This is a genomic window from Nocardia sp. NPDC049526 (genome assembly GCF_044465765.1).
Lineage (GTDB): Bacteria > Actinomycetota > Actinomycetes > Mycobacteriales > Mycobacteriaceae > Nocardia.
Map to the genome: position 1 here is coordinate 48,513 of NZ_JBITMA010000004.1, position 14,790 is coordinate 63,302.

The window sequence follows — 14,790 nt, forward strand, 5'->3', positions numbered from 1 at the left end:
GGATCCGCGCAGCCGACGCGAAACCCGAGGCGACCGTATGCTTTCCATCCGGTTCCCAGCAGACGGTTCGACGCGACAACCTGTCGAACCGATCCCGACCACCCGAACCAGCGGATCCGCGCAGCCGACGCGAAACCCGAGGCGACCGTATGCTTTCCATCCGGTTCCCAGCAGACGGTTCGACGCGACAACCTGTCGAACCGATCCCCACTACCCGAGCCAGTAGATCCGCGCAGCCAGCGCGAAACCCGAGGCGACCGTACGCTTTCCATCCGGTTCACAGCAGACGGTTCGACGCGACAACCTGTCGAACCGATCCCCACTACCCGAACCAGCGGATCCGCGCAGCCAGCGCGAAACCTGCTGCGACCGTGAGCTTTCCGTTCGTTTCGCGGCGGCAGGATGCGATGGCGATATGACATGGTCGCGGGATATCGGGCGGGATCCGGACACCACCGTCGATTTCGTAGCGCATATTGGTGACCTTCCAGGACCGGGCCTCGGGGTCGTCCGGGGTGCTCGGCGGTTGGTCGGGCCGCACGACGGCCATGACTTCGGTGACGCCGATGGGCCAGGTGAAAACCAGTAGCCCCGCCTGTTCGGCCAGTCCGGTCACGGTCGGAATGCCACTCGGCGACGGATCGTCCTGCGGTTGTTCCCGTCTGCCTTGCGGCTGCACGGCCGGGCCGGTATCAGATCGGGTGATCTCGGAGTATCTGCCCGCGACAGCGGCGGCCACCGCGTACACCGGCTGCCCGACGGCGGGGGCGCCACCGTCCTCGAGTTCGGTCGCCTGTGTGCGGCCGACCACGCGCCACGACCCGTCCGGCTGCAACCTGGTCACCCGGTAGGCGACGTTATCGGTCGGCGTCGGCGACCACACCACGAGAACCGACCCGTTCGCCAATCGGGTGGCCTCGACGCGCTGCGGAGCCTCGATCGGCGACTCCGCGAGCGCAGCGGCCGCACCCGCGTGATCGGCGCATACCTCGACCGCGGCGAGCAGCCCGCGCATCCTTGCATCGGCCGGTCCCGCTTGTGCCTCGGCGACGAGCCGGTCCGCCTCGGCAATGGCCTCTCGGGCCTCGGCGAGCAACTGGTCGATACTCGGCACCTGATTCGGTGGCAGCAGATCGGATGCGGTGCGGCGGACCTGTTCCAGATGCGGCAGCGCCTCGACATACCGCTTTGCCGCACACGCGACCGTGGCAGCACGCCAGTGGCCCTGTGCCTCGTTCAGCACCCGGTCGACCTCATCGGATACCGAACGGATCGGAGTGAGCCCTTCCCCGTCGGGCCCGACCAGCCGGTTCGCCTCCTCGACATGCCGCGCGGCTTCTTGTGGGCGACCCCCGCGTAGCGCTGCCCGGGCGGCCTTGAGCGGTGCTTCCCATAGTCTGGGCGCAGGCGGTTTCGACATGGGTTGCGGCGGCGCGGGAAGCGGCGAATTCGCTACTCGTGCACCGAGTTCCGCAGCGATCTCGGTGAGCACCCGGGTGGCGTCGGCCCGCTCGAGACCCAACCGCATCGCCTCGTCGAGCAGATACTGGAAGTCGTCGCCGACGAGTTCGTCCTCGACCAGGACCGCTGCCCTGACCTTCGGCCGCAATTCCTTGGCGACATCCTCGGCCACCGCCCGCAGATACTCCCGCAGCGCCGCCTCGCCCGATTCGAGCAGGTCGTGGATGTGAATCAGCAACTCGTCCAACACCACTCGGATGCGACCGGGCGGCAACTCCCGGGACCGCGCACGCAATGCCTCGGCGCGCAGTCGAATCTCCTGGGCCTGACCGGCCTTCGCCGGATCCACCCGGAGCAGCGCGAACAACGTCGGCGTCGGTTCACCGTCGATGAGCCGATCCCATTCGCTGAGCAACTGCCGAATCTGTTGTCTGCGTTGGTCGGTGAGCACACCGGCGGGCGCGGGGGCGTTGTCGATGACGCGATGCCTGCGCAGTCGAGTCGCGACCTCGGCGGCACTGAGCCCGCCCATCGCACCGATCTCCTCCAGCCCGGGGACCTTCCCGGCCGGAACTCCACCGTGACGCTGCACCAATCGCGAGATCGCCGCGTCGAGCATCTCGTAGCGGTCCGCATCCCGGCGCTCGCGCATCTCCCGGATCCGCGCCGCTTCCGCGCGGCGGATCGCCGAATCCAGCAGTACGCGGGACAGCTTCGGATGCGCGTCGACCAACAGCCCCACCAGCACCCGGTATTTCGGATGGTCGCGCTGGCGCTGCCAGAAACCCCAGACCTCCTCCACCCGGGCGGCGATCTCGGCATCGCTCAGCGACTCCGCTTCGTCCAGCGGAATGTCGTAGAGCTCGAACGGATCCGACTCCTCGAGCCCGCCGCGGCGCTCGACATCGGCGAGCACCCGCTTGCGGTAGTCGTTCGGATCGAACGCCTGCATGGTCACGGCTCAGCTGTCGCGGCGGCGGGTGCGCTGGACCTGATCGAGTTCGCGCGCCACATCCGCTTGCGACAGGGTCGCGCCGGTCTGCGCGGTCAGGACCAATGGAATATCGGCGTCGACGTGATGGCAGGTGACGCGCAGGACGCCGTCGAAGCCCATCTCGAATGTCACCCGCACTTCGCTGCCCTCGGGATAGCCCGCGGGGATGCCGCGAATACGCCCTTCCACCAGCACCTTCGTATCCTCGGGGCGCGCCGATGCCGCCTGGCCCTGCTGTTCCACGATGGTCAGCGCGATTTCGTCCTGATCCGCCCGCACGGTGCCGAAGGAACGACGTACCTTCACCGGCAGCGTCGAATTGCGATGCACCAACCAGGTCGCCGCCAGCCCGTACTGGTAGTCGAGCGCGAGCACACCGAAACCGCGCGAAACAACAGTATCGACCTGAATTTCGAGCATCCGGCGCACCAGCCCGACCGGTTGCCCGAAGGAGGCGGCGACGCGGGCGATCGATTGGTCCAGATCGGCCGGTGCGGCGTCCTCGATATTCGCGCCGTCGCGCAGTCGGCCACGTGTGGTGAGGTCGGCGAGGACGAGACGTTCCATCTCCAGCTTTTCGCCGTAGAGCGCCGCGCCGCGCGCCACCGAGAGGTCAGGATCGCGCAGTTCGCCGGCGAGGCCGAGTTCCTTGCGCAGTTCGCGCTCGACCATCGGCATGCGCGAGGAGCCGCCGACGAGCAGCAGGCGGTCGACGGATGTGACACCGCGCTTGCCTGCCGCAGTCAGGCAAGCGCGGGTCAGGTCGATGGTGCGGCGCATGAGCGAGGCGGTCATCGCGTCGACTTCGGCGCGCGTCAGCGGAACAACCGCGCGGGCGCCGTCGTGCGCGATCACCACATCGGTGCGCTCGGCATCGGTCAGCTCGCACTTGGCGCGTTCGGCGGCCAGCACGAGCATCTGCGAACCCGCCGAATCGTCCAGCGGGTCTTCGGCATCCGGATTCGCCTCGCAGAACTTCTGCGAAAGGTACAGCGCGATGCGCTCATCCCAGTCGGCGCCGCCGAGTTGGTGATCGCCCTCGACCGCGAGCACCGAAATACGGCGGTCGGCGAGTTCGATGACGGTGGCGTCGAAGGTGCCGCCGCCCAGGTCGTAGACGAGAACCGTCTCGCGCGGGCCCGGCTTGCCGACGTCGGTGCTGGATTCCCGGTGGCCTCCGTCACGCTGCGCTATCGCCTCCGGGTCCATCGCTCGCACCGCAGGGCTGCCGTCGAGTCTGCCGAAACCGTAGGACAATGCCGCGGCGATCGGCTCGGAGAGAACGCCCGCCACATCGAAGCCCGCATACGTGCCCGCCTGGATGGTCGCACGACGCTCCTCGTCACCGAAGTAGGCGGGCACGGTGATGACCGCACGCTTCACCGGTTCGCCACCGCTGAACTCGGCGTCTGCGGCAAGGCTTTTCAGGATCAGCGCCGAAACCGCGGGCGCGGACCAGGTTTGCCCATGCGCGGCGAAACGCCAGTCCGTATCGCCCATCCGCCGCTTCACCAGCGCGCACACATGCTCGGGATCGAGCCGAGCCTGCCGCCGCGCGCCTTCGCCCACCAGATGATCGAACGCCGAAGCGAACAAAACGACCGATGGCACCGTCGCCTCGCCGTTCATACCGATCATGACTTCGGGCCGACCATCGGCGTCTATCCGCGCGATCGCCGAATTCGTCGTACCAAGGTCGATGCCGTAGACCCCCATGAGACGCGATGGTAGCAGCCGCATCCGACACCAGCCCAGTTCCCGACAGTGGATCCCGATGCCGCCCAAAACAATCGATGCACCCCCGCGAACTCGCGTTAAAGTGCGAACATGACCGACCCCGCCGCGCCGCAGGTAGAGGCCCTCACCAACCCAACTGCGCCACACACCGGTCGCCCCATCGGCCCACACACACCACCGCTCGAAAACCTCACCAGCTCCACTACACCGCAGGCGGGTACCCCCGCCAAACCCCTTACGCCGTGGGCCGAGGCGACGACCGGCCAAGCAGCGTCACGGCCCGGTCACCTCACCGACCCAGCCGCACCACAGGGTGCTCACCCCACCAACCCCGTTACGCCACCGGCCGAGACCCGCACCGACCCCGCAGCATCGGCCAATCACACCGCCGATCCCCTTACGCCGCAGGTCAAGTCCCCGACCGCGCCGCAGACCCACTACCCCGCCGACTGCCCCACGCCACAGCTCGAACCCACCGACTCGCTTGCCCACCTAGCGGAAAGCATCGAAGACCTCACCCGAGTCATCGCTCGCCAAGCCACCACCATCGACCGCTTGGCCGACGAGGCCAAGGCCCGCGACCGACGCGACCGCAGCGGCGCCGATCTCCCCCTCGTCCTGGAACTCTTCGCCCTCCACACCGACACCACCGCCTGCGCCGTCACCGCCGAATCCGCACGCGAGCGAGCAGCATTCGAAGCCGTCGCCAGCCGAATCGAACGCCTCATCGTCGGCCGCGGCGGCACACTCGTCACCCCGCGTCCCGATGACGCCTTCGACTCGCTCACCATGGAAGCGGCGGATGTCGCGCAGACACACGATCCCGCATTGGACCGCACCGTGGAATCGGTCGTCCAAGTCGGCTTGACGGTCTCCGGCCGCTCGGTGCGTCCGGCAGGAGTGGTCGTCCGCCGACACCACTGACGACCCGCCGCACGCCGCACACGAACTCACCCAGCAGGTGTGGTTGTCCGCCGACACCACCGACGACCCGTTACCCGCCGCAAATAAGTTCGCCAGGCAGGAGTGGTCGGTGCGCCGACACCACTGACACCTGCCGCCCGGCGAGCACGGGTTCGCTCGGCGAAACATGCGCGGGATGCGAAACCGTGCGCGGCGCACCGGTTAAGCACTGACGCGGGGTACCTCGGTACCGATTTGCGCCCAGCGGCCGGATTCTGCGCGCCAGACTACGGCGATGAGACGTAGGAGCATGAAGGCTACGAGGCCGGTCCAGATGCCTGCTATGCCCCAGTTGAAGATGAGGGAGAGCCAGATGGCGGGGAGGAAGCCGAGGAGGGCGGCGCCGAGGGTGGTGTTTCGGAGGTAGGCGGCGTCGCCCGCACCGAGGAGGACGCCGTCGAGGGCGAAGACGATGCCTGCGATCGGGATGATGGCGACGAAGAACCACCAGGCGACGTGGGTGCGGTCGAGGACGGCCGGGTCGTCGGTGAAGAGTTCGGGGATGACGGTCGCGCCGGCCGCGAAGGCCGCCGCAAGGACCAGCGCGAATCCACCCGACCAGCGGGTGATGCGGCGCGCCAGGCCGCGCGCTCCGGTGGCGTCGCTCGCGCCGAGTGCCGCACCGACCAGGGTTTGGGCGGCGATGGCGAGCGAATCCAGGGTCAGGGCAAGGAAATTCCAGAGCTGCAGGACCAGTTGGTGTGCGGCCACCGATGCCGCACCGAATCGGGAGGCGACGGCCGCCGCCGACACGAAACTGGCTTGGAAGGCGAGGCTGCGGGCGATCAGATCACGACCGAGTACCAGCTGTGCCCGCATCACCGACCAGTGCGGCGCCAGCGGAACACGTGCGCGCACCAGCGCGGTCAGGAACAGCACGGCAGTCACGGACTGGCCCGCCGCATTCGCGACCGCCGAACCCGCCAACTCCAACCGCGGCGCACCGAGCAACCCGTGCACCAGCGTGGGGCACAGCACCCCCGAAACCAGTAGTCCCGCAACAACGAACAGCAGTGGCCTGCGCGTCTCCTGCACCCCGCGCAACCACCCGTTACCAGCCATGGCGATCAGAATCAGCGGCACCCCGAACAACGCGATCCGCACCCAGACCAATGCCTCCCCCGCGATATCCCCACCACCCGCGATCACATTCGTCAGCGGAACCGCAATCGCCTGCCCCACAACAAGAACCAGCGTCCCGACGATCACGGCGACCCAGGTCGCCTGCACCCCTTCCCCGATCGCACCGCGCTGATCCCCAGCCCCATGCCGCCGCGCCGCCCGCGCCGTCGTCCCATACGACAGGAACGTCAGCTGCGAACTGACCTGCGCCAGAATCATTCCGCCGACCGCAAGCCCGGCCAATGCCAACGCCCCCAGCCGCCCCACCACAGCCAGGTCGAAGAGCAGATAGATGGGCTCGGCCACCAGCACACCCAAGGTCGGCAAGGCGAGTCCGAGAATCCGTCGCGGCCCCACCGCGCCGATCGGATTCGACGCAACCCCGCCGACTTCCGAACTCACCCGAGTTCGGCCAACAGCGCCGCGACGACCGATTCGGACGTGCCGTAAGTGGTGTATCCGGCCGCGAACCGATGCCCCCCACCGCCCAAAGACGTTGCGACAGTGGCCACATCGACACCGTCCTGCGCCCCCGGCGCACTGTCACGCGACCGCAGCGACACCGTCCACCGATCCGGAATCGTGCGCGATTCCTTGAACACCGCGGCAACCCCGGCCTCGGAGGTGGTGCGGACGATATCGACCACACTCTCCACCTCTTCCGAGCGCACACCATCGACATCTTCGCGGCGCACGATGGCATACACCAGTCCGGTCCCACCACCGGCCTGCGGCTCCAACCGAGCCGAGCCGAGCACCCGCGACAGCATCGGCAACCAGCCGAACGGATGCGTATCCATCAGCGAGCGCGTGATTTCGGCACCGTCGATACCGGTGGCCAGTAGCCGCTCGGCCAGGTGATGGGTGCCGGGCCGCACCCAGCGGAACGATCCGGTATCGGTGACCAGTCCGGCGTAAAGACAATGTGCCACTTCGGCATCGATCGGCACCTGCCAGGTATCGAGCAGCCGCGCGATCAGACTCGTCGTCGATTCCGCACTCGCATCGATCACATTGATCGACCCGAACCGGGTATTGGAGCGGTGATGATCGAACACCAAAGTCGTTCGGGCCCCGGCCAATCGATCGGCGAGCGCACCCAGCCGACCGGCACTGCCGCAATCTACGGAAACCAGCAGATCCACCTCGGCCGGTACATCGGCGGGCGGCACCAGATGCTGTACACCGGGCAGCGTCCGCATCGTCGCGGGCAGTTCGGCGGGCTCGGCGAACGATACCCACACCGGGACACCGCGCCGGTGCAACACCACTGCCAAAGCGAGCCCGCTGCCGATGGTGTCGGCATCGGGCTGCACATGACACAGGATGGTGACCGAACGCGCCGCGTTCAATGCGGCAAGGGCCGGTCCGAAATCGACCGCATCGACAGCGACCCCGCTACCCGGGTCGACGGGCATCGTCGTCATGGTCTACCGCACGTCACTCGTCGGATTCGCGTTCGACCTTGTACGGGTCGGCATCGCCGGCATGGGTGGCGTTGGCCGCCACCTTCGCGACCGCGTCATCGGCGGCCCGCGCCCTGGCCAGTAGCTCTTCCATATCCCGTGCCGCGTCGGGCACCTTGTCGAGCACGAACGCCAGCGTCGGGGTGAATTTCACGCCGGTGCCCGCGCCCACCTTCGAGCGCAGCACACCCTTCGCCTTCTCCAGACCCGCGGCCGCGGCCGCGTAATCCGGTTCCACGTCGAGGGTTTCGCCCATCACCGTGTAGTACACCGTCGCCTCGCGCAGATCGCCGGTGACCTTCGCATCGGTCACGGTCACGAAATTCAGACGCGGATCCTTCACCTCGTATTCGATCGCGGTCGCCACGATCGCGGAAATCCGCTTGGCGAGTCGGCGTGCCCTGGCTTGATCCACCATGGCTGAACCCTCCTCACTACTGCTGTGTTCATTTTGCGGCGGGACCGGGACCTTGCGTGGTTGCGCAAGCTACCGCCTCCGGGCCCGTCGTTCCCGCCGCGGGTCAGTCTTCGGGTCCGAAGATCCTGCGGCGCACTGCCAGCAACTCTAACTCCGGACGAGCCGCGACGTGACGCTCACATTTGTCGAGTACCTCGGTCAGGTGATCCATACCGGAACTGACCATGGCGACTCCGAGCAGTGAGCGACGGTGGCGGTCTTGTTCCCCACCCTCGGCGGCACTCACACCGAAGCGCTGCAATTCGGCCAGCACAGGCCGGATCACCGAACGCTTCTGCTTCAGCGAATGCACATCTCCGAGCAGGATGTCGAACTCCAGTGCACCCAGGTACACCCAAGCCTCCTGTATCGGCACCTACGAAAAGATTGTCTCGGTGGTCCGGTCCAGCGTTGACGGCCGGACCGGACCACCGACGAACAAATCAGTCGCGCGGCTTCTCGCGCAGCTCGTAGGCCTCGATCACATCGCCTTCCTTGATGTCGTTGTAGGTCAACGTCATACCGCATTCGAAGCCCTCGCGGACCTCGGTGACGTCGTCCTTCTCCCGCTTCAAGGTGGAGATCGTGACCGTCTCGGCGACCACCACGTTGTCGCGGAGCAGGCGCGCCTTGGCGTTGCGCTTGACCGAACCCGAGGTGACCATGCAACCGGCGATATTGCCGACCTTCGACGAACGGAAGATCGCGCGGATCTCCGCCCGGCCCAGCTCGACCTCTTCGTAGATCGGCTTGAGCATGCCCTTGAGGGCCTTCTCGATTTCGTCGATGGCCTGGTAGATCACCGAGTAGTACCGGATGTCCACACCCTCGCGGTTGGCCAGCTCGGTCGCCTTGCCCTCGGCCCGGACGTTGAACCCGATGATGATCGCGTTCGACGCCGACGCCAGGTTGACGTTGGTCTCGGTGACGCCACCGACACCGCGGTCGATGACTCGCAGGCGCACCTCGTCGTCGATCTCGATACCGAGCAGCGCCTCCTCGAGGGCCTCGACGGTACCGGAGTTGTCGCCCTTGAGGATCAGGTTGAGCTCCGAAGTCTCCTTCAGCGCGGCATCCAGATCTTCCAGGCTGATCCGCTTGCGGCTGCGCGCGGCCAGCGCGTTGCGCTTGCGCGCATTGCGACGGTCGGCGATCTGGCGAGCGATCCGGTCCTCGTCGACGACGAGCAGGTTGTCACCGGCGCCCGGCACCGACGTGAAGCCGATGACCTGGACCGGCCGCGACGGCAGCGCCGCGACGACATCGTCGCCGTGCTCGTCGACCATGCGGCGGACGCGACCGTAGGCGTCGCCCGCCACGATCGAATCACCGACGCGCAGCGTGCCGCGCTGGATGAGCACGGTCGCCACCGGACCTCGGCCGCGGTCGAGGTGCGCCTCGATGGCGACACCCTGTGCGTCCATGTCCGGGTTGGCCCGCAGATCCAGCGCTGCGTCCGCGGTCAGCAGGACCGCCTCGAGCAGTTGCTCGATGTTGGTCCCCTGCTTGGCGGAGATGTCGACGAACATGGTGTCGCCACCGTATTCCTCGGCAACCAGGTTGTATTCGGTCAGCTGCTGCCGGATCTTGTCCGGGTTCGCGCCTTCCTTGTCGATCTTGTTGACCGCGACCACGATCGGCACATCGGCCGCCTGCGCGTGGTTGATGGCCTCCACCGTCTGCGGCATGACACCGTCGTCGGCGGCGACCACCAGGATCGCGATATCGGTGGCCTTGGCACCACGGGCACGCATGGCGGTGAACGCCTCGTGACCCGGGGTATCGATGAAGGTGATGAGCCGGTCGTTATCGCCCAGATGGGTGAGCACCTGGTAGGCGCCGATGTGCTGGGTGATGCCACCGGCCTCGCCCTCACGGACGTTGGCCTTACGGATGGTGTCGAGCAGTCGGGTTTTACCGTGGTCGACGTGACCCATGACGGTCACCACCGGCGGACGCTGTTCGAGGTCTTCCTCGCCGCCCTCGTCCTCACCATAGGTCAGGTCGAACGATTCCAGCAGCTCACGGTCCTCGTCCTCGGGGCTGACCACGTGCACGACGTAGTTCATCTCGCTGCCGAGCAGCTCGAGGGTCTCGTCGTTAACCGACTGGGTCGCGGTGACCATCTCACCGAGGTTGAACAGGGCCTGCACCAAGGCGGCCGGGTTCGCGTCGATCTTCTCCGCGAAGTCCGACAGCGAGGCACCGCGGGCGAGACGGATGATCTCGCCGTTACCGCGCGGCAGCCGCACGCCACCGATGGCGGGGGCTTGCATGCTTTCGTACTCGGCGCGCTTCGCCCGCTTCGACTTACGGCCACGACGCGGGGCGCCACCGGGACGACCGAACGCACCGGCTGCACCGCCACGGCCACCGGGACCACCCGGACGACCGCCGCCACCGCCACCGGGACGACCACGGAAACCACCGGCCGCGGGAGCACCGGCACCTGCACCGGGCGCACCCGTGCCACCGCCGCCACCACCGCCGCCGCGGTAGCCACCGCCACCGCCGCCGCCACCGGGACGACCGCCGCCGCCACCCGGGCCACCGCCCGGACGACCCGGACGACCTGCACCGGCGCCGCCGCCCGGACCTGGACGGGCCGAACGCGCGGGCATGGCACCCGGATTCGGCCGCGGCGGCATCGAGCCGGGGCTCGGACGCGGCCCACCGGGACGCGGACCACCCTGGCCGGGAGACGGACGCCGCTCACCTTGGGTACCACCCGGACGGGGACCACCCTGAGCCGGACCCGGACGCGGCCCCTGGCCGGGACCCGGACGCGGTCCACCCTGGCTGGGGGCCGGACGCGGCGCGGGACGCTCACGATCGGGTGCGGACGAGAAGGGGTTGTTGCCGACGCGCGGAGTCTTCGGACCCGGCTTGGGGCCGGCTCCCGGACCACCGGGACGCGGACCACCGTGCGCCGGAGCACCGGGACGCTGCTGCTGACCGGGACGTGCGCCACCCGGGGTCGGGCGCGGTCCGCTCTGCGCCGGAGTGCTCGGCGCCGGGGTGGCCTTCGCGGCCGGAGCCGCCGGGGTCTCCTGGACCGGAGCGGTTTCCCGGGCGGCGGGCTTGGCCGGACCGGGACGTGCGGCCGGACCGGGACGCACAGCATCGGACGGACGCGCGGCCGGAGCCGCCGTCTCACGGGCGGCCGGAGCCGCCGGGGTCGCTGCCTGCGCGGGCGCAGGAGCCGGGGTACGTGGACCCGGACGCGGACCGCCACCTGCGGCGGGCTTCGCGGACGGGGCGCTCGATGCGGGACCGGGCCGGGACCCGGACTTGGCTGTGCCGTTGGTCGGCGCGGACTTCCCCGCCACCGACTCGCGCAGACGACGTGCGACGGGTGCTTCCACCGTCGAGGACGCCGACTTCACGAACTCGCCTTGCTCCTTGAGCGTTGCGAGTAGTTCTTTGCTCGTGACACCGAGTTCTTTGGCCAACTCGTGCACGCGGGCCTTGCCTGCCACTGCTCTCCTCACTGAGAGGTCGAGCAGTGCCTCCGCCTAGGGAAGGCGGGCCCGCACGACCTCGGGTTATCTCCGATGGACGTTCATCGTTGGTGCTTCACGGTGTGCTCATGAGTGCTCGTGCCTGTTCTCGAGGTACTTCTCCAGGGCTGAGATATCCAGATTTCCGGACACTCGTAGTGCTCTGCCGAATGCTCGGCGTCGTTCCGCGGTGCGCAAACAAACCGAAACGGGGTGCAGCCAGGCACCCCGTCCGGGAAGTCTGCGCCGCGGATCGGGAACTATCGCAACAACCTCGGAACCGTCACCGGTTTCACAGTCCTGCGCCACGATCCGCAACAGATCGACGGCCAACTCGCGCTTTCGGCACCCGATGCACGTCCGCACCGGAGCCGCTCGACGACGGTGCGCCGGGGCCAGCTCGGTGGTGCGTTCGGACAAAGAAACCGAAGGCTCGCGTTGAACCTGAGACCACTCTACCGCTGTCCCGCTCGGAACACCGAACCCCGCCCCTTCGGAAGTTACGAACATGTCATCCGGCGGGCTCGATTCGCGGGAATCGATCAACTCCGATGCGCCTCCGTCCGCACACTGCCGCTGCCCGCATCCGGGGTCGCATCGCTGCGGATATCGATCCGCCAACCGGTCAGGCGGGCCGCCAACCTGGCGTTCTGCCCCTCCTTGCCGATGGCGAGCGAGAGCTGGAAGTCGGGGACGACCACGCGTGCGGCGCGGGCTTCGGGATCCACGATCGTGACCGAGACAACTTTCGACGGCGACAGCGCATTCCCGACGAAGGTCGCCGGATCATCGGCGTAATCGATGATGTCGATCTTCTCCCCCGCCAGTTCGCTCATCACATTGCGCACGCGCTGACCCATCGGACCGATACACGCGCCCTTGGCATTGACGCCGGGAACGGTGGTGCGCACCGCGATCTTGGAGCGGTGTCCGGCCTCGCGGGCGACCGCGACGATCTCCACCGAACCGTCGGCGATCTCGGGCACCTCGAGTGCGAACAGTCGGCGCACGAGATTCGGATGGGTGCGCGAGAGGGTGATCTGCGGGCCGCGCGGGCCGCGGGAGACACCTACGACGTAGCACTTGATCCGGTCGCCGTGCTCATAGCTCTCGCCGGGCACCTGCTCGGCGGGCGGGATCAGGCCCTCGGTGCCGTGCAGTTCGCTACCGATACGCACCACGACGGTGCCGCGGGCATTGGCGCGGGCATCGCGCTGCACCACGCCGCCGACGATGTCGCCCTCATGGGTGGAGAATTCGCCGAAGGACTTCTCGTTCTCGGCATCTCGCAGCCGCTGCAGCACCACCTGGCGCGCGGTGGTCGCCGCAATCCGGCCGAAACCCTCTGGGGTGTCGTCCCATTCGGAGATCACATTGCCGTCGGCGTCGAGTTCGCGCGCCATCACCCGGACCACGCCGGTCTTCTGGTTGATATCGATGCGCGCGGTGGGCTGGTGCCCCTCGGTATGACGGTAGGCCGTGAGCAATGCCGACTCGATCGCGGAGATCACGGTCTCGATCGAGATCCCTTTATCGGCGACAATCGCGCGCAGGGCTTCGATTTCGATGTTCATTCCACGATCCCTTCGGTCGGCGAATCGGACGCTTCTACAGATTCGGTTGGTACATCGGTTGTTCCTCGGACATCGGCGGCGGGGTCCACCGCTTCCTCTTGCCCCGGCCGCGGACGACCGGGCGCGACTCCGCCCGCGAGTTCCAGTTCCCGCGCGCCGGGCGGGTTGAATTCCACCTGGACGACGGCCTCGGCGATATCGGCCAGCGGAATCGTCACCCGGTGCGGCTTGTTCTTCCCGCCGAGCACCAGCGCCACCGTGTCATCGATGAGAACACCGACCCTGGCCTCGAACTTGTCCGATGACTTCGGATCCGGCGACGGAGCGCCGGTGCGTAGCTTGATCCGCACCTTGCGCCCCTGGGCGCGGCGCCAGTGGCGGTCGGCGGTGAGCGGGCGGTCGATGCCGGGGCTGGTCACCTCGAGCAGATAGGGCGTCTCGCCGAAATCGCCCGCATTGTCGAGGGCCTCGGAGAGTTCCGTACTCAGTCCGGCAATGGCATCGAGATCGGAAGCGGCATCGCTGTCGACGACGACCTTCACCCGAGCCTGGGCATCCACATGCTTGCCCGCCGTCGAGATCTCGACACCCTCGAGGTCGAATCCTCGGCGCTCGACGAGCCCAGCAACGAGCTGGCTCACCCTTTCCTCGGTCGGCATGGGCATGTGGGGCGGCTCCTGGTTCAGTTGTCAGACGGCGGGAAAATTCTCTACCGAAGATCTAGCGTAACGCGCCTCGAGAGTGTAAAGGACCAGCGGCCTCGAGCAAGTTTCCTGGCCACGCGCCCGCAATACCGCGCGCCGGGCCTCGCACCGACCGCACGGTAGACGCTCGGTCGGCCGTGCCACGCGAATCTGGCACGATGGTGCCGTGCCAATCCGCCTCCCCGCCCCGCCGCGCGCCGGGTGCACTTCCGGCATCCCCATCGACCGGCATCGAACCCAGCACGGCAGCGCCGGCATCGGTCGCACCGGCATCGTCGACCGCCGCACCGCATTACGGCTGGCCGGCAGCACGACCGTGGGTGTGCTAGCCGTCGGCGCGGTGGCTGGATGTACGGACAAGACGGTGTATCAGCCCGATCCGCTTGCCGCACAAGAGAACCTGGCGCGCGCCGACGCAGCGGCCGCGACGGCGGCGATCGCGGTGACGCCGCAGCGGCACGCCGCATTGACCGCGATCGCGGACGAACGCACCGCACACGCGGATGCGCTGCGTGCCGAAATCAACCGTGTGATCGGCGTTTACGGTGACGGCACCACTCCGACGCACCGCACCCGCGAAGTCACCCCGCCCGCTTCCGGCACTTCCCCCGCGGCATCGGGCGCATCCGGATCCCCCACCACGCCGCCGAGCATCGACGAGTTGCGCACCCGGCTGGCCAAGTCGCAGCAGTCCGCGGGTGATCTCGCCCGCACCCAATCCGGTTATCGCGCAGGGTTATTGGCCTCGATCAGCGCATCGTGCGCGGCGCAGGCGGGGGTGTTGCTGGCATGAGTCGTGCCGCCTCGACCTA

General features: G+C 67.9%; 12 protein-coding genes. 2 read left to right on the top strand and 10 right to left on the bottom strand.

Annotated elements, in window-relative coordinates; translation table 11 throughout:
• Window positions 1-322 precede the first annotated feature (322 nt).
• Window positions 323-2,413 (bottom strand): Ig-like domain repeat protein, encoded by a 2,091-nt coding sequence (locus ACIBW7_RS13825; RefSeq protein ID WP_397047060.1) that lies wholly within the window; start codon window positions 2,411-2,413, stop codon window positions 323-325.
• Between the two features lie 9 nt (window positions 2,414-2,422).
• Entirely contained in the window at window positions 2,423-4,171 is a 1,749-nt protein-coding gene (locus ACIBW7_RS13830; RefSeq protein ID WP_397046602.1) for an Hsp70 family protein, read from the bottom strand.
• 111 nt (window positions 4,172-4,282) lie between these two features.
• Here ACIBW7_RS13830 and ACIBW7_RS13835 point away from each other — a divergent pair, with 111 nt between their 5' ends.
• Window positions 4,283-5,116: a hypothetical protein gene (locus ACIBW7_RS13835; protein WP_397046603.1), complete on the top strand. Its 834-nt coding sequence runs from the start codon at window positions 4,283-4,285 to the stop codon at window positions 5,114-5,116.
• A gap of 201 nt (window positions 5,117-5,317) precedes the next feature.
• Here ACIBW7_RS13835 and ACIBW7_RS13840 read toward each other — a convergent pair whose 3' ends face one another.
• The 8 genes from ACIBW7_RS13840 to rimP form a co-directional block, all read right to left on the bottom strand.
• Window positions 5,318-6,679, bottom strand: coding sequence for an MATE family efflux transporter (locus ACIBW7_RS13840; protein WP_397046604.1), 1,362 nt, complete (start codon window positions 6,677-6,679; stop codon window positions 5,318-5,320).
• Window positions 6,676-7,695: a bifunctional oligoribonuclease/PAP phosphatase NrnA gene (locus tag ACIBW7_RS13845; protein WP_397046605.1), complete on the bottom strand. Its 1,020-nt coding sequence runs from the start codon at window positions 7,693-7,695 to the stop codon at window positions 6,676-6,678. The genes ACIBW7_RS13840 and ACIBW7_RS13845 overlap by 4 nt, the downstream gene beginning before the upstream one ends.
• Before the next feature lie 22 nt (window positions 7,696-7,717).
• The gene (gene rbfA, locus ACIBW7_RS13850) at window positions 7,718-8,161 is read right to left on the bottom strand and encodes a 30S ribosome-binding factor RbfA (RefSeq protein ID WP_397046606.1); all 444 of its coding nucleotides are present in this window, start codon (window positions 8,159-8,161) and stop codon (window positions 7,718-7,720) included.
• Window positions 8,162-8,264: 103 nt separating this feature from the next.
• A complete protein-coding gene (locus ACIBW7_RS13855) occupies window positions 8,265-8,555 on the bottom strand; it encodes a DUF503 domain-containing protein (protein ID WP_040693064.1) in 291 nt (96 codons plus the stop codon).
• A gap of 88 nt (window positions 8,556-8,643) precedes the next feature.
• Window positions 8,644-11,679 carry a translation initiation factor IF-2 gene (gene infB / locus ACIBW7_RS13860; RefSeq protein WP_397046607.1) on the bottom strand — a complete coding sequence of 1,012 codons (3,036 nt, stop codon included), beginning with the start codon at window positions 11,677-11,679 and terminating at the stop codon, window positions 8,644-8,646.
• Window positions 11,680-11,787: 108 nt separating this feature from the next.
• Window positions 11,788-12,099 carry a YlxR family protein gene (locus tag ACIBW7_RS13865; RefSeq protein WP_397047061.1) on the bottom strand — a complete coding sequence of 104 codons (312 nt, stop codon included), beginning with the start codon at window positions 12,097-12,099 and terminating at the stop codon, window positions 11,788-11,790.
• A 143-nt stretch (window positions 12,100-12,242) separates the two neighbouring features.
• Window positions 12,243-13,274: a transcription termination factor NusA gene (nusA, locus tag ACIBW7_RS13870; RefSeq protein ID WP_397046608.1), complete on the bottom strand. Its 1,032-nt coding sequence runs from the start codon at window positions 13,272-13,274 to the stop codon at window positions 12,243-12,245.
• Entirely contained in the window at window positions 13,271-13,939 is a 669-nt protein-coding gene (gene rimP / locus ACIBW7_RS13875) for a ribosome maturation factor RimP (protein ID WP_397046609.1), read from the bottom strand. Before rimP ends, nusA begins: the two co-directional genes overlap by 4 nt.
• Window positions 13,940-14,144: 205 nt before the next feature.
• Here rimP and ACIBW7_RS13880 point away from each other — a divergent pair, with 205 nt between their 5' ends.
• Entirely contained in the window at window positions 14,145-14,771 is a 627-nt protein-coding gene (locus ACIBW7_RS13880) for a hypothetical protein (protein ID WP_397046610.1), read from the top strand.
• The last annotated feature ends 19 nt before the right edge of the window (window positions 14,772-14,790 follow it).